The organism is Streptomyces sp. NPDC051776 (assembly GCF_040681345.1).
GTDB lineage: Bacteria > Actinomycetota > Actinomycetes > Streptomycetales > Streptomycetaceae > Streptomyces.
The window spans coordinates 140288-161455 of the sequence record NZ_JBFAYQ010000007.1 but is presented as its reverse complement, the minus strand read 5'-3'; the positions used below and the strand labels follow the sequence as shown (position 1 = coordinate 161455).

Genomic DNA, 21168 nt, shown 5'->3' with positions numbered 1-21168 from the left:
GAGGGGAGTCGGTCGAGCTGAACGGGGGGCGCGCGGGCCGGCAGGCGCGCGCGTGGAAGGCGCGAGGTGGGCCAGGAGCGGACCGGCGCACCCGGTGGGCTACCGGGCATGGACCCCCGACCGTTGCGGTCCGGGTGTTCGCGGGCCCGTGTGGTCGCGTGAGCCGTCATCCGCCCAACCTGCGGAACAGTCCCTCCTGCATCACGGAGACCAGGAGCCGTCCCTCCCGGTCGAAGATCTGGCCGCGTGCCAGCCCGCGCGCGCCGGTGGCAATGGGGGACTCCTGATGATAGAGGAACCACTCGTCCGCGCGGAACGGACGGTGGAACCACATCGCGTGATCCAGCGACGCGATGTCGAACCCGCGCGAACCCCAGAGCGGTTCGACCGGCACGCGTACGGCGTCCAGCAGCATCATGTCGCTCGCGTAGGTGAGAGCGCAGGTGTGGACGAGCGGGGCGTCGCCCAGCGGTCCCACCGCTCGCATCCAGACCGCGCTGCGCGGCTCCGCCCCCTCCAGCTCTTCCTTCGACCACCGCAGTCGCTCCACATACCGGATGTCGAACGGCTGGCGCCTCGCCATCCGCTCGAGAGCCTCCGGCAACTCGCCCAGGTGCTGCCGGATCTCGTCGGGAAGCGTGGGCAGTTCCTCGGGCCCAGGCACGTCCGGCATGGGCAGCTGCTGCTCGATGCCCGGCTCCGGCTGATGGAAGGACGCCGTCAGATTGAAGATCGTGCGGCCCTGCTGCACGGCCACCACGCGGCGGGTGGTGAAGGACCGCCCGTCCCGTACCCGCTCGACCTGATAGACGATCGGCACGCCCGGCCTGCCCGGACGGAGGAAGTATGCATGCAATGAGTGCACGGGCCGCAGACCGTCGGTGGTCCGCCCCGCGGCCACCAGCGCCTGTCCGGCGACCTGCCCGCCGAACACCCGCTGCAGCGACTCGTCGGGGCTCCGGCCGCGGAAGATGTTCACCTCGATCTGCTCCAGGTCGAGCAGGTCGACGAGGCGTTCCGCCGGGTTGGTCATTGCGTCTCCTCATGTCGTGCCGCCGCGGCGCCACATTAGTGCCGCCCTCGCCAGGCTCTTCCCCGCTCGCAGCCCTGGCACAGCCGTCCGCCGCGTTGCCGGATCGGCCGAACAGGCCCATGACGAGGGGGTCCGGCGCCTTGCATCCGACGCATCAGGGCGCTGGGGCGGACCGGTGCGATCCGCGCGGCCGGGGCCGCAACCCGCGGCCGCGCCCCTGCGTCTTAGGGATCATGCCGGTGGTGATCACGACCTTCAGGCAGCTCTGGCTCTTCGCGGGGATACAGGTCCGCTGCTGCGCCTTCGCGGCCGCCATCCTCGCGGGCGTGGCCGTGTCCGGAGTGCTGCCGCACCTCCCGGTGGCGCGCTATGACCTCCTGCTGCTCTACGGCCTGCTGCTCACCGTGGTGTTCCGGGCCTGCGGCTGGGAGACCGGGCGGGAGCTGGCGGTCATAGCGGTCTGCCACGCCATCGGGCTGGCCTTCGAGCTGCTGAAGGTGTACCTGGGCTCGTGGAGCTACCCGGAGCCCGCCGTTCTGAAGGTCGGCGGCGTCCCGCTGTACGGAGGCTTCCTCTACGCGGCGGTGGGCAGCTACGTGTGCCGTGCCTGGCGCCTGTTCGACCTCGCTCTGATCCGCTACCGTCCGCGGACCGTCCAGGCCATCGCCGCGGCGATCTACGTGAACTTCTTCACCCACCACTGGCTGCCGGATGCTCGCTGGCTCCTGGCGGGCCTGCTGCTGGCCGCGACATGGGGCACGTGGGTGGAGTTCACCACCGGCAAGCGCCGTCACCGGATGCCGCTCGTCCTGTCGTTCGTGCTCATCGGCTTCTTCCTGTGGCTGGCGGAGAACATCGCCACAGGGCTGGGCGCGTGGCGCTATCCGTACCAGGCGGAAGGCTGGCAGCCGGTCTCCGTCGACAAGTTCGCCGCTTGGTCGCTGCTGATCACGGTCACCTTCGTCCTCGTCGCCCGCGCCCAGCGGACCCGGGGTGCGGACGCCTGGCGGATCCGGAGTGCGGATGCCCCGTCGACCCGGAGTGCGGACGCCTGGCGGATCCGGAGTCCGGACGCCCCGTCGACCCGGAGTGCGGACGCCTGGCGGACGCGGAGTCCGGACGCCCGGGCGAACCGGAGTGCCGACGCCCGGCCGACCTGGAGCGGGGAGGGCGACGAGCAACCGGCGTCGCCATGACCGGCCGTCCGGCGCCGATGCCGCGGACTACAACCTGCCCACGTCCGTGACCCGGACGACCGCGCGGCCCTCCTCGTCCGAGGCCGCGAGGTCGACCTCCGCGCTGATGCCCCAGTCGTGGTCCCCGCTGGGGTCGGCGAAGGTCTGCCGTACCCGCCACAGCCCGTGCTCGGTGTCCTCCTCGATCCGCAGCAGCTTCGGCCCGCGGGCGTCGGGGCCGGTGCCCAGGTCGTCGTACTCCTCCCAGTAGCCGTCCAGGGCCTCGGCCCAGGCATCCTCGTCCCAGCCGGAGTCGGCGTCCATCTCGCCCAGTTCGCCGACCTTGTCCAGTGCCGCCAGCTCCACGCGGCGGAAGAGCGCGTTGCGCACCAGGACCCGGAAGGCGCGGGGGTTGGAGGTGACGGGCTTGACCTCGTCGGCCCGGTCCTGGGCCTCCTCCGCTGTCTCCTCCTCCGGGTTGGCGAGCTGCTCCCACTCGTCCAGCAGGCTGGAGTCGACCTGGCGGACCATCTCGCCCAGCCAGGCGATCAGGTCCTGGAGATCGTCGGTCTTCAGGTCGTCGGGGATGGTGTGTTCCAGGGCCTTGTACGCGTTCGCGAGATAGCGCAGCACGATGCCCTCGGTGCGGGCCAGCTCGTAGAAGGTGACGAACTCCGAGAAGCTCATGGCCCGTTCGTACATGTCACGGATGACCGACTTGGGGGAGAGCGGGTGGTCGCCGACCCAGGGGTGGCTCTTGCGGTAGACGCCGTACGCGTGGAAGAGCAGTTCCTCCAGTGGTTTGGGGTGGGTGACGTCCTGGAGCCGTTCCATCCGCTCCTCGTACTCGACGCCGTCGGCCTTCATCGCGGCGACCGCCTCGCCCCGCGCCTTGTTCTGCTGCGCGGCCAGGATCTGCCGGGGGTCGTCGAGCGTGGACTCCACGACGGAGACCATGTCCAGGGCGTAGGACGGGGATTCAGGGTCCAGCAGCTCAAAGGCGGCCAGAGCGAACGTCGACAGCGGCTGGTTGAGTGCGAAGTCCTGCTGCAGGTCGACCGTGAGCCGGACGATACGGCCCTCTGCGTCCGGCTCCGGCAGCCGCTCGACCACCCCGCCGTCCAGCAGGGAGCGGTAGATCGCGATGGCCCGTCGGATGTGCCGGAGCTGGGCCCGCCGGTCCTCGTGATTGTCCTCCAGCAGCCGCCGCATCGCGTCGAAGGCGTTGCCGGGCCGGGCGATCACGGACAGCAGCATCGCGTGGGTGACGCGGAAGCGGGAGGACAGCGGCTCGGGGTCGGACGCGATGAGCTTCTCGAAGGTGTTCCGACCCCAGTTGACGAAGCCCTCGGGTGTCTTCTTGCGCACCACCTTGCGCCTCTTCTTCGGATCGTCGCCCGCCTTGGCGAGCGCCTTCTCGTTCTCGATGACGTGCTCGGGCGCCTGAGCGACCACGAATCCGGCCGTGTCGAAGCCCGCCCGGCCGGCCCGGCCGGCGATCTGGTGGAACTCCCGGGCCCGCAGCGTGCGCACCCGGTTGCCGTCGTACTTCGTCAGCGCCGTGAAGAGCACCGTACGAATCGGCACGTTGACCCCCACGCCCAAGGTGTCCGTACCGCAGATGACCTTCAACAGACCTGCCTGGGCGAGCCGTTCGACCAGCCGCCGGTACTTCGGGAGCATTCCGGCATGGTGCACGCCGATCCCGTGCCGGACGTACCGCGAGAGGTTCTTGCCGAACCGGGTGGTGAAGCGGAAGTTGCCGATCAGCTTCGCGATTTCGTCCTTCTCGTGGCGCGTGCACATATTGATGCTCATCAGCGCCTGCGCCCGCTCCACCGCGGACGCCTGGGTGAAGTGCACGATGTAGACCGGGGCCTGGTGAGTCTCCAGCAGTTCCGTCAGCGTCTCGGTGAGCGTGGTGGCCCGGTACTCGTACGACAGCGGGACCGGGCGGGTCGCCGAGCGTACGACCGCGGTGGGGCGGCCGGTGCGGCGCGTGAGGTCCTTCTCGAAACGCGTCACGTCGCCGAGCGTCGCGGACATCAGGACGAACTGCGCCTGCGGAAGCTCGAGGAGCGGGATCTGCCAGGCCCAGCCGCGATCAGGCTCGGCGTAGAAGTGGAACTCGTCCATGACGACCTGGCCGATGTCGGCGTCCCTTCCGTCGCGCAGCGCGATGGACGCCAGCACCTCTGCCGTGCAGCAGATCACGGGCGCGTCGGCGTTCACCGACGCGTCCCCGGTCAGCATGCCGACGTTCTCGGTGCCGAAGAGCTTGCACAGATCGAAGAACTTCTCCGACACCAGCGCCTTGATGGGCGCGGTGTAGAAGGTGACCTGGTCGTTCGCCAGCGCGGTGAAGTGGGCGCCGGCCGCGACCAGGCTCTTGCCGGACCCCGTTGGCGTGGACAGGACGACGTTCGCCCCGGAGACCACTTCGATCAGCGCCTCCTCCTGGGCGGGGTAGAGGGAGATGCCCCGCTCCTCGGCCCACGTCGAGAACGCTTCGAAGAGGGCATCGGGGTCGGCGTCGTTCGGCAGATGATCGATGAGGGTCACGCCTCCATACTGCCTGCCTCCCGGCTCCACGGAAGAACCCGGGCGCGGGAAGGAAGATCACGGACGGTACGCTGTGCCGCCGACTGGGCGTCAACACACCGCCGCCGTACGGGAAACGCCCGTGCATGGCACCGCGGCGCACAACAGCAACAGGGGTGGGGGAAGACCATGATGGGACCGGCGCACTCGCTGTCCGGGGCAGCGGCTTGGCTTGGGGTGGGCGCCGCTGCGGCGGCCGCCGGCCGCCCCATGCCCTGGCCCGTCCTCGTCGTCGGTGCACTGGTCTGCGCCGGCGCGGCGCTGGCCCCCGACCTCGATCACAAGTCGGCGACCATATCCCGGGCCTTCGGCCCCTTCTCGCGCGGCTTGTGCGGTGTGATCGACAAGATCTCGTACTCCGTCTACAAGGCCACCAAGACGCAGAGCGACCCGCGGCGTTCCGGCGGTCACCGTACGCTCACCCACACGTGGCTCTGGGCCGTGCTGATCGGCGCCGGGACGGCTGTCCTGGGCATGGCGGGCGGCCGCTGGGCGGTGCTCGGCATCCTCTTCGTGCACATGGTGCTGGCGGTGGAGGGTCTGCTGTGGCGGGCCGCCCGGGTCTCCAGCGACATCCTGGTGTGGCTGCTCGGCGCGACCAGCGCCTGGATTCTTGCCGACATTCTCAACAAACCGGGCAATGGGGCGGACTGGCTGTTCAGCGCTCCCGGCCAGGAGTACTTGTGGCTCGGCCTGCCCGTGGTGCTGGGTGCGCTCGTCCACGACATCGGGGATGCGTTGACCGTCTCCGGCTGCCCGGTCCTGTGGCCGATTGTCGTCGGCCGCAAGCGCTGGTACCCGGTCGGTCCGCCCAAGGCAATGCGCTTCCGGGCCGGGAGCTGGGTGGAGCTGAAGGTGATGATGCCGGTCTTCATGCTGCTCGGCGGCGCCGGGTGCCTGGCGGCGCTCGGCATCATCTGAGGAGCTGCCGGGGGGCCCGCGCCGCAGTCACGCAAGCCCATGCTCGTCCTCGCGCTGACGGTCATGGGCCTGGCCACCACCGCCCTCGGGCTGCTGCCCTCGTACGAGACGAATCGGCATCCTCGCCCCCGTGCTGCTCGTCGTCCTGCGCATCCTGCAGGGCATTGCCGTTGGCGCGCAGTGGGGCGGCGCCATGCCGATGGCCATCGAGTACGCGCCGCCGGGCAAGCGCGGTCTCTACGGCAGCCCCGTCCAACTCGGCATCCCCATCGGCGTGGTGACCGCCAACTCCGCCTTCCTGCTCGCGGAAGCGTCCACCGTTGACGCCGCGATCGTCTCCTGGGGGTGGCGACTGCCCTTCGTCGTCGGTCTGCTCGTGCTCGTCCTCGCCTGGTACATCCATGCCCGCGTCGAGGAGACCCCGGAGTTCCGGGAGGCCGAACACCGGCTCGCGGCCGAGGACAAGCGCAAGCAGGGCGCGCGGTCCCCGCTCCGCGAGATGCTGGTCCGCCACCGCGGGACCGTGCTCGTCGCCGGAGGACCGTTCGCTGTGAACACCGCGACCTTCTACATCCTCACCGGCGTCCTCGGCTACGCCACCCGCGATCTGCACATGGAACGCGGCTCGGTGCTCGCCGTGTCCCTGCTCGTGAGCTGCTTCCAGCTCCTGATGATCCAGGCCGCGGCGGCGCTCTCCGACCAGGTCGGGCGCCTGCGGATCTACACCGCCGGCGCGGTCGGACTACTGGTCTGGGCGATTCCGCTGTTCCTGCTCATCGACACGGGCACGATCGCCGGGCTCGCCGTGGGGACGTTCGGCGGCAGCCTCTTCCTGAGCATCATGTACGGGCCGCAGGCCGCCCTGTTCGCCGAACTCTTCTCCGCGGAGGTGCGCTGCACGGGAGCCTCCCTGGGATACCGGATCGCTGCCGTCCTCGGCGGGGGTCTCGCGCCGTTCGTGATGGTGCTCCTGCTGCAGGGCACCGGCACCTCGATGGCGGTCTCGGGCTACATCATCCTCCTCGCAGTGGTCGCTCTCGGTTCCATCGCCGTCCTCAGGCGCCGCGCCCCGGCGGTCCGGAGCGAGAAGACCTGAGGCTCGACAGGCGTACGGGCCCGTCCGCTGCGGGGCTGCCCGGGTCCGTACGCCCACGTCACGGGGGTGCACCCGCGGATGAGGTGCGTGCACCACGCCGCGGCGGCGGGCGTCAGCCGTGCCAGGACCGCCACAGCGCCGCGTACGCCCCGTCCTCCGCGACCAGCGCGTCATGGCTGCCGAGTTCGCTGATCCGGCCGTCCTCCACCACGGCGATGACATCCGCGTCGTGCGCCGTATGCAGCCGGTGCGCGATGGCCACGACCGTACGGCCGTCCAGCACCCGGGCCAGTGAGCGCTCCAAGTGGCGGGCCGCCCGCGGGTCGAGCAGCGACGTCGCCTCGTCGAGCACCAGTGTGTGCGGATCGGCGAGCACCAGCCGGGCCAGCGCGATCTGCTGCGCCTGCGCCGGGGTCAGCGCCAGACCGCCCGAGCCGACTTCGGTGTCGAGACCGTCCTCCAGCGCCCTCGCCCAGCCGTCCGCGTCCACCGCGGTGAGCGCGGCCCACAGGTCCGAGTCCCGGGCGCTGGCACGGGCCAGCAGCAGATTGTCCCGCAGGGAGCCCACGAACACGTGGTGCTCCTGGTTGACCAGCGCCACGTGCTCGCGCACCCGCTCCGCCGGCATGCGCGCCAACTCCGCGCCACCGAGCGTCACTTCACCGGCGCGTGCGGCGTAGATCCCGGCCAGCAGCCGGCCCAGCGTGGACTTGCCCGCGCCGGACGGCCCCACCAGCGCCAGCCGTGTGCCGGGCCGAACGTCGAGGGAGACCCCGTGGAGCACGTCGACGTCCGCCCGATAGCCGAACCGTACGCCGTCCGCCCGCACATGGCGTCCCTCGGGCGCCAGCCGCCCGTCGGCGTCGCGGCCCTCGACCTCCCGCACACCCACGAGCCGGGCGATTGACACCTGCGCGATCTGCAACTCGTCGTACCAGCGCAGGATCATCCCGACCGGCTCGACCAGCATCTGTGCCAGCAGCGCCCCGGTCGTGAGCTGACCGACCGTCATCCAGCCCTGGAGGACGAACGATCCGCCGATCACCAGCACGGAGCCCAGGATCAGCACAAAGAAGACGTTGATGACCGGGAACAGCACAGAGCGGAGCCACAGGGTGTAGCGCTCCCACGCCGTCCACTCGCGGATCCGCCGCTCCGACAGGGCGACCCGGCGCCGTCCCAGCCGGTGCGCCTCGATGGTGCGCCCCGCGTCCACGGTCTCGGTGAGCACCGCCGCCACGGCCGCGTATCCGGCCGCCTCCGAGCGGTACGCGCTCGGGGCGCGCCGGAAGTACCAGCGGCAGCCGGCGAGCAGCACGGGCAGCGCGACCACGAGCGCCAGCGCGAGCGGCGGCGCCGTGACCCCGAGCGCGCCGATCAGCAGCCCTGCCCACACCACCCCGATGGCGAGCTGAGGTACGGCCTCGCGCATCGCGTTCGCCAGCCGGTCGATGTCGGTGGTGATACGGGACAGCAGATCACCGGTCCCGGCCCGCTCCAGCACACCGGGCGGCAGTCCGACGGACCGTACGAGAAAGTCCTCGCGCAGATCCGCGAGCATCTCCTCGCCGAGCATCGCGCCGCGCAGCCTCACCAGCCGTACGAAGACGGTCTGCACGGTGAGGGCCACCGCGAAAAGCCCTATGGTTCGGCCCAGTCGGAGATCGTTGGCTCCGTCCGCCACCTTCTCGACCAGTCCGCCGAGGAGGTAGGGGCCGACCATGGACGCGATCACCGCGACCGCGTTCACGACCACCAGAAGCGTGAACGCGCGCCGGTGACGGCGCAGCAGTTCCCCGACGTAGCTGCGCACGGTCGCGGGGGAGCCGACCGGCAGGGTTGCCGCCGTCTCCGATGCGCCCGGGTCGTACGCCGGTGGCACCACGCCGATCATGCCGACTCCTCGATCTCTGTCCGGTCGCCGATGGCCATCGGACGGGTCGATGCGGCCCCGCCGGCCGCTCGTTCACGCTGCTCCCGCTCCGTCTCGCGGGTGACGACGGCCCGGTACGCCGGGTCGCGCGCGAGCAGCTCGCGGTGCACTCCGGCGGCGGCAACCTCCCCGCCGGGGACGAACACCACCCGGTCGGCCCGGTCGAGCAGCAGCGGGCTGGAGGTGAACACCACCGTCGTGCGCCCCGCGCGGATGCGCCGGAGCCCGTCCGCGATCCGCGCCTCGGTGTGCGAGTCGACGGCGCTCGTCGGCTCGTCCAGCACCAGCACCTCCGGGCCGGCGACGAGTGACCGCGCCAGCGCGAGCCGCTGACGCTGTCCGCCGGAGAGCGAACGGCCGCGCTCGGTGATGTGCGCGTCCATCGGGGCGCCGCCGTCCGCGGGATCCGCCGCGGACACGGTCGCGCCGGGCGAGGACTGGGCCAGCGCCTCCAGCACGTCCCCGCATTGGGCCGCCTCCAGGGCCGCTGCGGGCGACACCGTCTCCGAGGACGGGATGTCGAACAGCTCGGCGAGCGTCCCCGAAAGCAGCACCGGGTCCTTGTCCTGGACCAGAACCGCGGCCCTGGCCTCATCCAACGTCATCTCGTCGAGCGCCGCGCCGCCCAGCAGCACCGAGGGCGCGCCCTGCTCGTCGTGTTCCAGCGACGGGTGCCCGCCGAGCCGGTCGGCAAGCCGCCCGGCCGCGTCCGGATCGCCGCACACCACGACCGTCAGCCGTCCGGCGGGGGCCAGCAGCCCGCTGAGCGGGTCGTACAGATCGCCGGTCAGTGCCTCCTCGGCGCCGCAGTGGTCCGATAGGGCCCCTCCGGCCGCCTCCGGTGGCCCGTCGCGTCCGTTCGTGGTGCGCCGGAGACTCAGCACGCGCGCCGCGCGCTTCGCCGAGGGACGCGAGAAGGAGTACGCCATGGCGATCTCCTCGAAGTGGCGCATCGGGAACAGCAGAAAGGTGACCGCCCCGTACACGGTGACCAGTTGGCCCACCGCGATCCGTCCGTCCACCGCCTGCCGGGCTCCGTACCACACGACCGCGATCAGCAGCAGCCCCGGCATCACCACCTGGACGGCACTGATCAGAGACCACATCCGGGCGCTGCGCACCGCCGCCCGCCGCACCTCCTGGGAGGCCCGCCGGTAGCGGGTCAGGAACAACTCCTCGCCGCCGATGCCGCGCAGCACCCGCAGCCCCGCGACGGTGTCCGAGGCCAGCTCGGTGGCCCTGCCCGCCTTCTCCCGCTGTTCGTCCGCGCGCCGGGTGGCGCTCGGCAGCAGCGGCATCACGGCCAGCGCCAGGACCGGTACGCCGATCGCCACCACTCCGCCCAGCGCCGGCTCGTACACCAGCAAGGCCACGCAGACGGCCAACGCGGTAACGGCCGCAGCGGCGAAGCGGGACAGTGCCTCGACGAACCAGCCGATCTTCTCCACGTCGCCCGTCGACACAGCGGTGATCTCGCCCGCCGCCACGCGCCGGGTCAGCGCGGCCCCCATCTCCGCCGTCTTGCGGGCGAGGAGCTGCTGGACGCGGGCGGCGGCGGTGATCCAGTTCGTGACGGCGGCTCGGTGGAGCATGGTGTCGCCGAGCGCGATCAGTGCGCCCAGAACGGCGATCAGTACTCCGGACAGCGTCAGCCGGGCACCGGATCCGTCGACCACGGCCTGTACCGCGAAGCCCACCACGGCGGGGAGCAGGGCGACACCGGACATGTGCAGGGTGCCCCACAGCAGCGCCTTGAGCTGACCCCGCCACTGCCGCCGGCCCAGCCAGATGAGGAAACGCGGGCCGGACCGGGCGTCGGGAACGCCGGGATCGGTGTACGGAAGATCGCGAATCTGCATGACCCAGGGCCGTTCTCGTCGTTCCTGCATCGCGGGAAGTGAGCCGTGCAAGGTTCGCCCCCGGGGCAAGCGGGCATCAACCGAATTTCCTCGCTCAGGGTCACCGCGTGCCGTGCCCGGCGTAACGGAGTGGGACCATGGGGTCCATGCGCATATCGGGGACTTTGCGGGCATGGGCCGCCGCCATTGCGGGGGTCGCACTTCTGGCGGGCTGCGGCGGCAGCGACGGCGGCCGTGGCGGGGGACGGCATGACGCGAGCGGGCACCGCGCGGGTGCCGCGCCTGTCTCGAACCTCAAGCGCATCCCGGGCCTGGGAGAGCGGATCCGGTCACGGATCCCGGCCGGCGCCGGCCAGGTCGTCGCCGTGTACGGCCGGGGCGAGGACTCGGCCGAGGCCACCGTCGAGCTGTGGACGAAGAACGGCGGCACCTGGGACCGTACGCGCCGCTGGACCGGGCACAACGGCAAGCGCGGCTGGACTGCCGACCACCGCCAGGGCGACAAGCGCAGTCCCCTGGGCGTCTTCACCCTGACGGACGCAGGCGGGGTCCTTCCCGATCCCGGACCGGGCAAGGGTCTGCCTTACAGCCGATCTGCGTCGTTCGCTGCCCCGCGCTCCTGGGCCAAGTCGCACTGGCACGACTTCGACTACGTCATCGCCATCGACTACAACCGGGTCAAGGGCACGGCACCCAACGACCCGTCCCGTCCCGAGGGCCAGGCCAAGGGCGGCAGCATCTGGCTGCACATGGACCACGGCAGCGGCACCTCGGGGTGCGTGAGCCTCTCCAAATCCGGAATGGAGTACCTGCTGCGCACCCTCGACCCGGCCCTGAACCCCGTGGTTGTCATGGGTGACCGGGCACACCTGAAAGCCTGAGGGGGAACTTTGGACGAGCTGACTAGGGCCAAGGTTGGGGACAGTTCCTCGGAATCCTGACGCAGAGGGCTGAGAGAGCCGCTCGCCGCGTGATCCCGGTGGACGCCCGCAACACATCGCGCACGTGCCCGGTCGCAGCCGGAGGCTGCGGACACGTCGCCAAGGAGAACCGCGTCACCCAAAGCAAGTTCGAGTGCACCGCGTGCGGGTTCACGGAGAACGCCGACACAGTGGGCGCGCTCAATGTTGTACACAGGGCCGGGGCTGGTCCTCTGCTCACAGCCGTGAGGTGCGGGAGAAGACGCCGTTCTCCACCTGGGCACAGTGGGTCCCACCTCGACCTGAGCACTGACCAGTCCTAGGCCATCCGTGACGCCTTTCTGAATGAGTACGCCTCTTCGGGTCTATGTCTCCAGGTCGACCGGAACTTTGGGGATGGTGTAACTCCCGATCGTGGAAGGGTGCACCGGGTTCCGTGTAGTTCGGAGTCTCTTGAGTAAAGGCATGCCTAATGGCCTGCGGCTTTCACCCTTCCGGGCGTCGCAGGCCTTTCTCTGAGTAGGGTCGGGGACTGGCGCGGTGGCTGATGCTCCGTTTCCAGTCCCCGCCGCTTCGAACCGTGCGTGCGGTTCGCCCGCACACGGCGTTCCGATATTGTTCACCGACTGGCATGCGCCGTCGCTTGTGTGTGTTTCCGGTGAGGCGGTAGACCCTTATCCGCCAGAACCAGGTGATCGACCCTTAGGTGAACCGGGTGATTCAGTTCCGGCTTCGAAGTCGGTGTTTAGGGGTCTTCGAGTTTGAGCGGTGCGCCTCGGCCTGGCTCGCTGGATCGGTGACAGGAATGGCTGGTGACCGCATACAGGAGGCCGTGGCCTTCTGTGATCATTTTCGTTCCTGGCGCAAGAATGATCATTCAGGAGCCATGGGTATTGCCACAAGGGTCCGGCAGCAAGCTGACGGACCCTCATGAACGATCGAGGCTAGTCCTCGTTTTCCACCCAGTTGTGGTCACCGCTGATGCAGGCTACGTTCTCCGCTTCCTGATCGCCCAAGAGGGGGCCAGTGAGAGTAGTCAGGGCAGAAAGGTCGATGACGGGGCTGCCCCCGAACTGGTTGCCGCAGATCATGATGACCTTGTCACCTTCGCGGCGGTGGTGCTTGTCCCCGTCGTATGCACTCGCAGTTGTCGCTGAGGTGCCGACCGCACCAGCTACAGCAACTGCCATGACTGATGCCTTGATGAAAGTACGCACGTCTCTCTCCATTCTCAGTTCTTCTCGGGTAGGAGAACGAACGAAGCCACACCTACCTCCGCGTCGGCGAGCACTAACCAGTCCTAGGCCATCCGTGACGCCTTTCTGAATAAGTACACCTCTTCGGATCAATGTCTCCAGATCGGCTGGAACTGTGGGAATGTGGTGTAACTGCCGATCGTGGAAGGGTGCACCGGGTTCCGTGCAGTTCGGAGTCTCTTGAGCAAAGGCATGCCTGATGGCCTGCGGTTTTCGCCATTCCGGGCGTCGCAGGCCGTTTCTCTGGGTAGGTCGGGGACTGGCGCGGTGGCTGATGCTCCGTTCCAGTCCCCGCCGCTTCAAGCCGTGCATGCACCGCACGGCTTTCCGATATCGTTTACCGACTGGCATGCCCGAGTCAGGTGGTCCGCCCCTTAGGTGAACCTCGTGATTCAGTTCCGGCCGCGAAGTCGGTGTTTAGGGGGTCTTCGAGTTTGAGCGGTGCGCCTCGGTTGGCTCGCTGACGTCCTGTCGTGATCGGTGGGAGGAACGGCTGTGACCGTATGCAGGAGAGCCCGTGGCCTTCTGTGATCATTTTCGTTCCTGACGCAGAATGATCATTCCGGAGCCACGGGCATGGCCACAAGGGTCCGGCAGCAAGCTGACGGACCCTCATGAACGATCGAGGCTAGTCCTCGTTTTCTACCCTGTTGTGGTCACCGGTGATGCAGGCTACGTTCTCCGCTTCCTGATCGCCCAGGAGGGGGCCAGTGAGAGTAGTCAGGGCAGAAAGGTCGATGAATCCGTCGCCCCCGAACTGGTTACCGCAGATGATGAGGGCCTCGTCACCTTCGCCGCGGTGGTGCTTCTTGTGGTGCCCCTTGCTCCAGTTGCTCCAGTCGCCGGCACTCGCGGTTGTCGCTGAGGCGCCAATCAGACCAGCCGCAGCAACTGCCATGACTGATGCCTTGACGAAAGTACGCACGTCTCTCTCCATTCTCAGTTCTTCTCGGGTAGGAGAACGAACAAAGCCACACCTACCTCCGCTTCGGGGAGCGCTAACCAGTCCTAGGCCACTCGTGGCGCCTTTCTGGAAAAGATCCATCTCTTCGGACCAATGTCCCCCGCATTTACCTGGGACTGTAAGAACTGGGCGTGCAGCCTCGGTTCGTCAGGGCTCGTGATTGGGTTCCGTCCTTGGAAGTGGTGTATGGATTCGACCTGATCCGGGGGTTTGCTCCGGCGTCGGGGCGAGGCCACATGGACGAACGGCCACCGGCTGATCTTCGAGATGTCGAAGGCTCGAAGGAGATCAGCACGATGACCGGACCAGACAGTCTGTTCCCTGCACGCGCTTGCCGAGGGCAACCTCGCCGCGGCGAGTCCCGATCTGCTGCGCGCAATGATCAAGACGTTCGCCGACACGCTCATGTCCGCAGAAGCAGACGCCCTCTGCAATGCCGATACGGGCAGGTCAGCGACGAGAGAGTCGACCACCGCAACGGCTACCGCCCGCGCGAGTGGGACACGCGAGCGGGCGCCCTCGAACTCGCCATCCCCGAACTCGGGTCCGGGAGTTACTTCCCGCACTGGCTTCTCGAACCCCGCCGCAGGGCCGAGCAGACCCCTATCAGCGTGGTCGCCACCGCCTACCTGCTCGACGTTTTCACCCGCCGAGCGGAAGACTCGCCGAGCCCGTCGGCGTGACCCAGCTGTCGAAGTCCCAGGTCGGTGGGATGGTCAAGCACCTGGACGAGCAAGTCACCGCCTTCCGTAACAGGCCCCTGGACTCCGGCCCGTTTTCGTTCGTCTGGGTGGACGCGTTGACACAGAAGGCCCGCCAGGGCGTCCGGATCATCAACTGGACGGCGGGCGCATCGCCGAGCGCGGCACACACGACCAACTGCTCGCCTTGAACGGGCAGTACGCGGCCCTGGTCCGGCGCGACGCGGAGCGTACGCCCGTCGCACCGCTCGCCAACTGATCGCGCGGCCCGGGAACCGGCCCGGCGACACTCCGGAACCGGCCCAGCGACACTCCGGAGCCGACCGAGCAGCACACCGGAAGCCGACCCGCCGAATGCCCGCCCGAATGCGGCTCGGTCACCGGCGACCGAGACCACATCGCAGCCGACGGACAATCGCGCTTCAGACGACCGAGACGGCCGAACGCTCGCCCCGTTCCAGCAGCGCCCGGATCTCACGGACCGCGGACCAGCCGAAGCGATTGGCGCCGATCGTGCTCGCCGACGGCCCGTAGCCCACCAGGTGAACTCGCGCATCCCGCACCGCCCTTGTCCCTTCGACGCGGATGCCGCCGCCCGGCTCGCGCAGCCGCAAAGGCGCCAGATGGCCGATTGCCGCCCGGAAGCCGGTGGCCCACAGGATCGAGTCCGCCGCGACCGCCGTGCCGTCCGCCCAGACGGCGCCGTCCGGAGTGATGCGCTCGAACACTGGCCGACGCACCAGCACGCCCCGCTCCCGTGCCTCCCTCATCGCGTCGGTGAGCGGCAGCCCGGTCACCGACACCACGCTCTTCGGCGGAAGTCCCTCCCGCACGCGTTCGTCGACGAGGGCCACCGCCGCCCGGCCCTGGTCTTCGCCGAAGGCGCCGTCGCGGAAGACCGGCGGCCGCCGTGTCACCCACGTTGTCCCCGCTGCCACCTCCGCGATCTCCAGCAGATGCTGAACCGCCGATGTGCCGCCACCGACGACGATGACGTGCTCTCCCGCGAAATCCTGCGGCCCGCCGTACTGCGCGGTGTGGACCTGTCGTCCCCGGAAGGTCTCCTGTCCCGGATACCGCGGCCAGAACGGGCGGTCCCAGGTGCCCGTGGCATTGATCAGAGCGCGCGTGGTCCAGACGCCCGACGAGGTCTCGACGCGCAGCCGGCCGCCCTCACCCTCCCGTACGGCCGTCACGTCAACGGGCCGATGGACCCGCAGGCCGAACGTGCTCTCGTAGCCGGCGAAGTAGCCGCCGATGACCTCGGAGGAGGGCAGCGACGCGTCTGCCCCGGCCAGCTCCATGCCGGGCAGCGCGTGCATCCCGTGCACCCTGCCGTAGGTCAGCGTGGGCCACCGGAACTGCCAGGCGCCGCCCGGCCGCGGAGCATGGTCGAGGACGACGAAGTCGCGGCCGGGCTCGTACCCGGCCCGTTGCAGATGGTAGGCGCTGGACAGGCCCGCCTGCCCAGCGCCTACGACCACGACCTCGACATCGCGTACGGCATACGCCCCGGAGTGGTTCACGCTTCCACCAACTCGGTCGGGGTCCCGAATCTTCCCGGAGCTGCCCGGGCCCAGCGGCTCGGCGCCCCCGACGGTCCCCGTCCGTCTCTCCCCGAGGGGTCGTCGACGGAAGGGCACCGGAGCAGGCGGAGAGGAGCAGGGTGAGCGGAAAGTGCGGACACGACCACCGGATACGCGTCGGTGCCCATGCGGCCGATCAGCGCGACCCGATGTCGGCGCACCGCGACGTCACTGCCGGTACGGCCTCGGAACGGCCAGAAATCGGTGCATGACGTGGGACCGGTCGCAGTGGCGTCCGGAGCAACGCGTGGAAGAGAAAAGGGAGATCACGGCCGGGGCAGCGGCCGAGGGGAATGACGGAACGTCAACAGCCGTGGCAACAGGAGGCGAAGGCCCGCAGCAGCTCGACGCGACCGAGCGTGGCGATCCGGGCTGAACGCGACATGCGGTGGAACCCACATGCAGTGGAACTCAAGAGAGCGGACGGGCGGGTCGACGGCGTCTCGACACGCGGACGCGCGGACGCGCGATGCCGACGCGTCGGCGAGGATGGAGGCATGTCCGATGCCTTCACCACTCGCATGATCGATGTCGCCACCGGCTCCTCCGAGACGGTGCACGACCTGACCCCGGCCTGCGAGAGCTTTCTGCGTGAAGCGGCGCAGGGCCGCGACGGGCTGCTCCATGTGTTCGTGCCGCACGCAACGGCCGGTGTCGCTCTGATCGAAACGGGCGCAGGGAGCGATGACGACCTGCTGGCCGCGTTGCACGCGCTCCTGCCCGCCGACGACCGGTGGCAGCACCGGCACGGCAGCCCCGGCCACGGCCGGGACCATGTGCTGCCCGCGATCGTGCCGCCGTACGCGACAGTGCCCGTCATCGGCGGACGCATGCAGCTCGGCACCTGGCAGTCCGTATGCCTTGTGGATACGAACCGCGACAATCCGGACCGCCAGGTGCGGCTGTCCTTTCTTGGCTGACCGTTCCCGGCCGACCCTTACCCGCCCGTCAGTCGCGCTGCGCGCTCTTCGGGAGCTGGCGGAGCTTCATGGCGGTGTGGGTTCCGTACGCCCAGTCGAGCATCTTCCTGGCGTCCGTGTACCGGTTGGCGTCGTTGAGCACGACGCCCACGATGGTGCGGCCACCGCGCTGTGCGGCGAACACCAGGCACGGTCCCGCGGCGGTCCCGGTCCCGGTCTTTATCCCGATCGCGCCGTTGTAGGAGCCCAGAAGCTGGTTCGTGTTGTACCAGGTGTACGTGCGGCCGTTCGTCGCCTTCTGCTTGGTGCTCGCCGCCTTGACGACGCCGCTGAAGGTGCTGTTCTTCATGGCGTGCCGTGCCAGCTTCGCCATGTCACGGGGTGTGGAGAGGTTCTTCCCCGTGGGCGAGATGCCGTCGAAGGAGTCGAAGTCGGTCTTCGACATGCCCAGTTCGTCGGCCTTCTTGTTCATCTTGGAGATGAACGACTTGGTCCGCTTCTTCCTCGTGCTGCCCGTGCCGAAGGTGTCGGCGAGGGCGAGTGCCGCGTCGCACCCCGATGGGAGCATCAGCCCGTACAGAATCTGCCGGACCTTGAGCTTGTCCCCCGTCTTCAGGTCGGCCGTGCTCGCGCCTTCCCGGGCCACGTAATCCCGGTAGGCCTGCTTGACGGTCACTTTCCTGTCGAGGTCGACGCCCCGGGTGTCCAGGACCACCATCGCCGTCATGATCTTGGTGGTGCTGGCCATCTGACGCCTGGTGTCGGCACTCTTGCTCCACAGCTTCTTGTTGGGTCCGCTGTCGAGCAGATAGGCGCCCTTGGCGGTGATGCCCGACGGGCCCGCCGCGGCCTGTGCCGTGCTCATCGGCACCAGAACCGACACGGCGGCCGTCGATGCGACGACCGCCACCCCCCACCGGCGAACCGCCGGTCTGCCCCCTGCTGTCATTTATGCTCCGCTTCCCTCTTTGTTCGAGTGAACGCGGGCATAATTGCATGTTTTTGCAGCAGAAGGACCTGGGGCACAGGGATTGAGTAGTGGCTTCTCAGCGGGTGCCGGTGACCCAGTGGAAAGCGGCTGCGGGATCGAAGTCCCCCTGTCCGCCCGCGAAGAGCAGACCCGCGGTGGCGAACGCCGGATCCGCGGCCGTCCCGCGCACGTAGGGAACGGCGATGCAGCGCATTCCCGCGCGGTGCGCGGCCTCGGCGCCCGGCGCGGCGTCCTCCACGACCACGCAGTCGGCGGGAGCGGCTCCGAGCAGTCGGGCCGCCTCCAGGAAGACATCGGGTTCCGGCTTGCCGTGAGCGACCTCGTCCGCCGAGACGACCGCGTCCATCAGCGGGGCCAGGCCCGTCGCGCCGAGCGCCGCCTCGATGGCCTCACGGGACGAACCCGACGCCACCGCCGTACGGACTCCGGCGGCATGGAGCGCGCCGGCGAACTTCCGCATCCCCGGAAAGGCCTCGGTGGAGGCGGAGGCCAGCGTGAGGTAGTGGCGGTTCTTGCCCTCCAGGAGTTCCTCGACCGGGGCGTCGATGCCGTGCTCGCGGCTCAGCACCTCGAGCGTCTCCCGTGTGCCGATCCCGATGAAGCGGGCGTGCTCCTCCCAGGTGAAGCCGGGGACGCCGTACTCGGCCAGGAGGCGGCGCCCCGCCTCGTGGTAGTTCGGCTCACTGTCGACCAGGGTTCCGTCGAGGTCGAAGATCACTGAAGGGGTGTGGGGCGGGTGCGTGGAACTCATGTCCCCAGCATGCAAGACCTCTGGCCCGGCGAATACGGGCGGGAGGGCAGAAACGTGCGGGTCAGCGAGGGGCCTCCCGCCCCACCGCCTCGACGAGCGGCAGCATCCGGTGCGGTACGCGCTCGCGCAGCGCCACCTCGGTGCGTGTCCGCACCACGGCGGGCATTCGGATGAGCCGCTGGATCACGTCCTCCAGATGCACATGGTCGCGCGCCACCACCCGCGTCATCAGATCTCCGCCGCCCGTGATCGAGAACGCCTCGATGATTTCCGGCACTTCGGCGAGGGCGTCGCCCACCTCGTCCAGATGCCCCTGCGTGACCTCGATGTGCACGAAGGCCAGGACCGGACGGCCCAGGGCAGCGGGGGACAGCCGTGGTCCTGAGCCCGTGATCACGCCGGTCCGCTCAAGACGGTCGATCCTGGCCTGCAGCGTGCCCCGCGCGACGCCCAGGATGCGGGCGTACTCACGGGCGCTCGTCCTCGGCTGCTCCAGCATGAGCCGCAGGATCCGGGCGTCCAGCGCGTCGACGGTGGCCATGGGCCATCGGCCTCCTCCGGGTTGGGATGATGCGTGACCGACTGTACCAATGGCTCAGTGAAAGGCATGCGGCTTGAGCCACTGACGTTGTCGATGGTTTTCTTGCGGGAGAGATGGCGCTGCATCGGGGCTGCGCCGGACGGCGATTGAGCCGTTCCGGGCCTCGCGCGGCGCCATTCGTCGTGTTCGCCGGTGCCCGGGACGGCGCGCCGAAGACCGGGAGCAGGCGCGTCGGCGCCTCGGCACATCGATGAATCGACACATCGGCACATCGATATGTCAGCAGTCTCCGCAGGTCTCGTACGGAAGGAGTGGGGTGGCCCCCGATGAAGACGATGTTCGCGGCTCCGGATCCGGGACTGCTGCGGCTGCGCACCTCCGTGCGCGCCGTCATCGGCGTCGGGCTCGCCGTCATCGCCGCCGAGCTCTGCGGTCTGGCGCTGCCCGCGTCGATCACGGGTGGTCTGGCGGCGCTGCTTGCCTTCTTCAACGTCGCCGACCCCACCGTCCGCCGGCAGATGGTCACCACCGTCCTGCTCCCCGTCGCGGGCCTCCCCGTCCTGACCCTGGCCACCGTGCTCCACGACCGGCCGCTCCTGCGCGACGCCGCCTTCCTCGCCGTGGTCGTCTGCGGTGTCTACGCCCGGCGCTGGGGCCCACGCGGCACGGCGCTCGGCATCTTCGCGTTCATGATGTTCTTCGCCACCCAGTTCCTGCACGCCGTGCCCGATCGGCTCCCGCAGCTGTACGTGGCGGTGCTGCTGGCCGTCGCCTCCGCCGGCGCGGTGCGCTTCGGCTGGTGCATGGAGCGGCGCACTCCGCCGTCCGCCGCCCCCGCACCTCCTCTCCCCGGGAGAGGTCTCGCGCGTACGTCCACGCGGCAGGCGTTCCAGTGCCTCGTTGCCTGTGCCCTGGCACTCGGCGTCGGGCAGGCGATCTCCGACGAGCGCTGGTACTGGGCCGTGGGTACCGCCTGGTGGATCTTCGTCAACACGGCGTCACGCGGCGAGACCATGGTCCGCGGGTTCCGCCGGGTCCTCGGCACGGTCGCGGGCATAGGGGCGGGGCTGCTGGTGGCCGTACCGCTGCACGGCGCGCCCCTGCCCTCCGTTCTCCTCGCCGCCGTCTGCGTCTTCGGGATCTTCTACACGGCCGCCCTCTCTTACAGCTGGATGATGTTCTTCGTGACCGTGATGGCCGGGCTGCTCTACGGGCTCCTCGGGGTGCTCGATCCCGGTCTCCTCGCGCTGCGTTTCCAGCAGACGATGGTGGGCGCGTTCGCGGCCGCCATCGCCGTGACCGTGGTCCTGCCGGTCACCACGCATGCCTCGACCGACGCCTGGATACAGCGCGCCCTGCTGTGCGTACGCCGCTGCACCGAGGAGGCGACGCGGCGGTCCGCCGGGGACGCGGATGCCGATCCGGCGGCCCCCGTCGCCGAACTCGAGCTGCTGCTCGGCCGGGTACGGACCTCGCTCGGACCGCTCGTGCACCCGCTCAGTCCGCTTCGGGCGCGCAAGGCACGTGCTCTGCGGGTCATCGAGCTGCTCGACGACTGTGCCCGGCAGGTCCGCGGGCTCACCGAGACGGCAGGTGGCCCTGAGGCTTCGCGCGACGAACGGTTGACGGCTGCCTGCCGGCGGGTCGAGGCAGCCGTCGAAGGGCTGCTGGCGCGGGCGCCCGAGCGTGCGCCCGTCCCGGCTGCCCCGGCAGCCGAGGCGCACCACCATCACGGCGTCGAACGGGCGCTGGCGCATCTGCACGCCCTGGAGAGGGCTCTTGCCGGTCTCGCCGCCCCCCTCAAGAGCCACCCGAGTGCTCCGCTGCCCTCATCCTGAAGCGCATTGCTGCCTTACGGACGCGGTCAACCCGCAGTCCTGACCGGCCGGTTGACGTCTCGGTCCTTCAACCCGGTCCAGA

General features: G+C 69.5%; 15 protein-coding genes and 4 pseudogenes. 9 read left to right on the top strand and 10 right to left on the bottom strand.

What is annotated here, in order from left to right; all coding sequences use genetic code 11:
• Nucleotides 1-166: 166 nt before the first annotated feature.
• Nucleotides 167-1033 (bottom strand): acyl-CoA thioesterase II, encoded by an 867-nt coding sequence (locus AB0M26_RS08835; protein ID WP_365256770.1) that lies wholly within the window; start codon nucleotides 1031-1033, stop codon nucleotides 167-169.
• Between the two features lie 233 nt (nucleotides 1034-1266).
• Here AB0M26_RS08835 and AB0M26_RS08830 point away from each other — a divergent pair.
• Nucleotides 1267-2019, top strand: a pseudogene (locus AB0M26_RS08830) (DUF817 domain-containing protein); the annotation flags it as partial.
• A 237-nt stretch (nucleotides 2020-2256) separates the two neighbouring features.
• On the opposite strand, the gene AB0M26_RS08825 reads toward AB0M26_RS08830, so the two are convergent.
• Nucleotides 2257-4770, bottom strand: a complete 2514-nt coding sequence (locus AB0M26_RS08825) for a DUF3516 domain-containing protein (RefSeq protein WP_365256767.1) — start codon at nucleotides 4768-4770, stop codon at nucleotides 2257-2259.
• A gap of 168 nt (nucleotides 4771-4938) precedes the next feature.
• On the opposite strand from AB0M26_RS08825, the gene AB0M26_RS08820 reads away from it, so the two are divergent.
• Nucleotides 4939-5730: a metal-dependent hydrolase gene (locus tag AB0M26_RS08820; protein ID WP_365256766.1), complete on the top strand. Its 792-nt coding sequence runs from the start codon at nucleotides 4939-4941 to the stop codon at nucleotides 5728-5730.
• A 30-nt stretch (nucleotides 5731-5760) separates the two neighbouring features.
• Nucleotides 5761-6826: pseudogene (locus AB0M26_RS08815) on the top strand (MFS transporter); the annotation flags it as partial.
• A 112-nt stretch (nucleotides 6827-6938) separates the two neighbouring features.
• Here the strand turns inward: AB0M26_RS08815 and AB0M26_RS08810 are convergent.
• Nucleotides 6939-8720: an ABC transporter ATP-binding protein gene (locus AB0M26_RS08810; protein WP_365256763.1), complete on the bottom strand. Its 1782-nt coding sequence runs from the start codon at nucleotides 8718-8720 to the stop codon at nucleotides 6939-6941.
• Entirely contained in the window at nucleotides 8717-10618 is a 1902-nt protein-coding gene (locus AB0M26_RS08805; protein ID WP_365256867.1) for an ABC transporter ATP-binding protein, read from the bottom strand. Before AB0M26_RS08805 ends, AB0M26_RS08810 begins: the two co-directional genes overlap by 4 nt.
• Nucleotides 10619-10764: 146 nt before the next feature.
• On the opposite strand from AB0M26_RS08805, the gene AB0M26_RS08800 reads away from it, so the two are divergent.
• Nucleotides 10765-11499, top strand: coding sequence for a L,D-transpeptidase family protein (locus AB0M26_RS08800; RefSeq protein WP_365256760.1), 735 nt, complete (start codon nucleotides 10765-10767; stop codon nucleotides 11497-11499).
• A 47-nt stretch (nucleotides 11500-11546) separates the two neighbouring features.
• Nucleotides 11547-11861 (top strand): annotated as a pseudogene (locus AB0M26_RS08795) (zinc ribbon domain-containing protein); the annotation flags it as partial.
• A gap of 621 nt (nucleotides 11862-12482) precedes the next feature.
• Here the strand turns inward: AB0M26_RS08795 and AB0M26_RS08790 are convergent.
• Together AB0M26_RS08790 and AB0M26_RS08785 are read right to left on the bottom strand one after the other, a co-directional pair.
• A complete protein-coding gene (locus tag AB0M26_RS08790) occupies nucleotides 12483-12755 on the bottom strand; it encodes a hypothetical protein (RefSeq protein WP_365256757.1) in 273 nt (90 codons plus the stop codon).
• Between the two features lie 667 nt (nucleotides 12756-13422).
• The gene (locus tag AB0M26_RS08785) at nucleotides 13423-13719 is read right to left on the bottom strand and encodes a hypothetical protein (RefSeq protein ID WP_365256754.1); all 297 of its coding nucleotides are present in this window, start codon (nucleotides 13717-13719) and stop codon (nucleotides 13423-13425) included.
• A gap of 335 nt (nucleotides 13720-14054) precedes the next feature.
• Here AB0M26_RS08785 and AB0M26_RS08780 point away from each other — a divergent pair.
• Nucleotides 14055-14593 (top strand): annotated as a pseudogene (locus tag AB0M26_RS08780) (transposase); the annotation flags it as partial.
• A gap of 288 nt (nucleotides 14594-14881) precedes the next feature.
• Here AB0M26_RS08780 and AB0M26_RS08775 read toward each other — a convergent pair.
• A complete protein-coding gene (locus AB0M26_RS08775) occupies nucleotides 14882-15985 on the bottom strand; it encodes an NAD(P)-binding domain-containing protein (protein WP_365256752.1) in 1104 nt (367 codons plus the stop codon).
• A 307-nt stretch (nucleotides 15986-16292) separates the two neighbouring features.
• Here AB0M26_RS08775 and AB0M26_RS08770 point away from each other — a divergent pair, with 307 nt between their 5' ends.
• Nucleotides 16293-16421 carry a hypothetical protein gene (locus AB0M26_RS08770; RefSeq protein ID WP_365256749.1) on the top strand — a complete coding sequence of 43 codons (129 nt, stop codon included), beginning with the start codon at nucleotides 16293-16295 and terminating at the stop codon, nucleotides 16419-16421.
• 121 nt (nucleotides 16422-16542) lie between these two features.
• Nucleotides 16543-16965: a secondary thiamine-phosphate synthase enzyme YjbQ gene (locus AB0M26_RS08765; RefSeq protein ID WP_365256746.1), complete on the top strand. Its 423-nt coding sequence runs from the start codon at nucleotides 16543-16545 to the stop codon at nucleotides 16963-16965.
• Between the two features lie 28 nt (nucleotides 16966-16993).
• Here AB0M26_RS08765 and AB0M26_RS08760 read toward each other — a convergent pair whose 3' ends face one another.
• The 3 genes from AB0M26_RS08760 to AB0M26_RS08750 form a co-directional block, all read right to left on the bottom strand.
• Nucleotides 16994-17914: a serine hydrolase gene (locus tag AB0M26_RS08760; protein ID WP_365256743.1), complete on the bottom strand. Its 921-nt coding sequence runs from the start codon at nucleotides 17912-17914 to the stop codon at nucleotides 16994-16996.
• Nucleotides 17915-18011: 97 nt separating this feature from the next.
• Nucleotides 18012-18707: an HAD family phosphatase gene (locus AB0M26_RS08755; protein WP_365256740.1), complete on the bottom strand. Its 696-nt coding sequence runs from the start codon at nucleotides 18705-18707 to the stop codon at nucleotides 18012-18014.
• A gap of 61 nt (nucleotides 18708-18768) precedes the next feature.
• Nucleotides 18769-19248 (bottom strand): Lrp/AsnC family transcriptional regulator, encoded by a 480-nt coding sequence (locus AB0M26_RS08750; protein WP_365256737.1) that lies wholly within the window; start codon nucleotides 19246-19248, stop codon nucleotides 18769-18771.
• Nucleotides 19249-19574: 326 nt separating this feature from the next.
• Between AB0M26_RS08750 and AB0M26_RS08745 the strand changes: the two genes are divergently transcribed.
• Nucleotides 19575-21086 carry an FUSC family protein gene (locus AB0M26_RS08745; protein ID WP_365256734.1) on the top strand — a complete coding sequence of 504 codons (1512 nt, stop codon included), beginning with the start codon at nucleotides 19575-19577 and terminating at the stop codon, nucleotides 21084-21086.
• The last annotated feature ends 82 nt before the right edge of the window (nucleotides 21087-21168 follow it).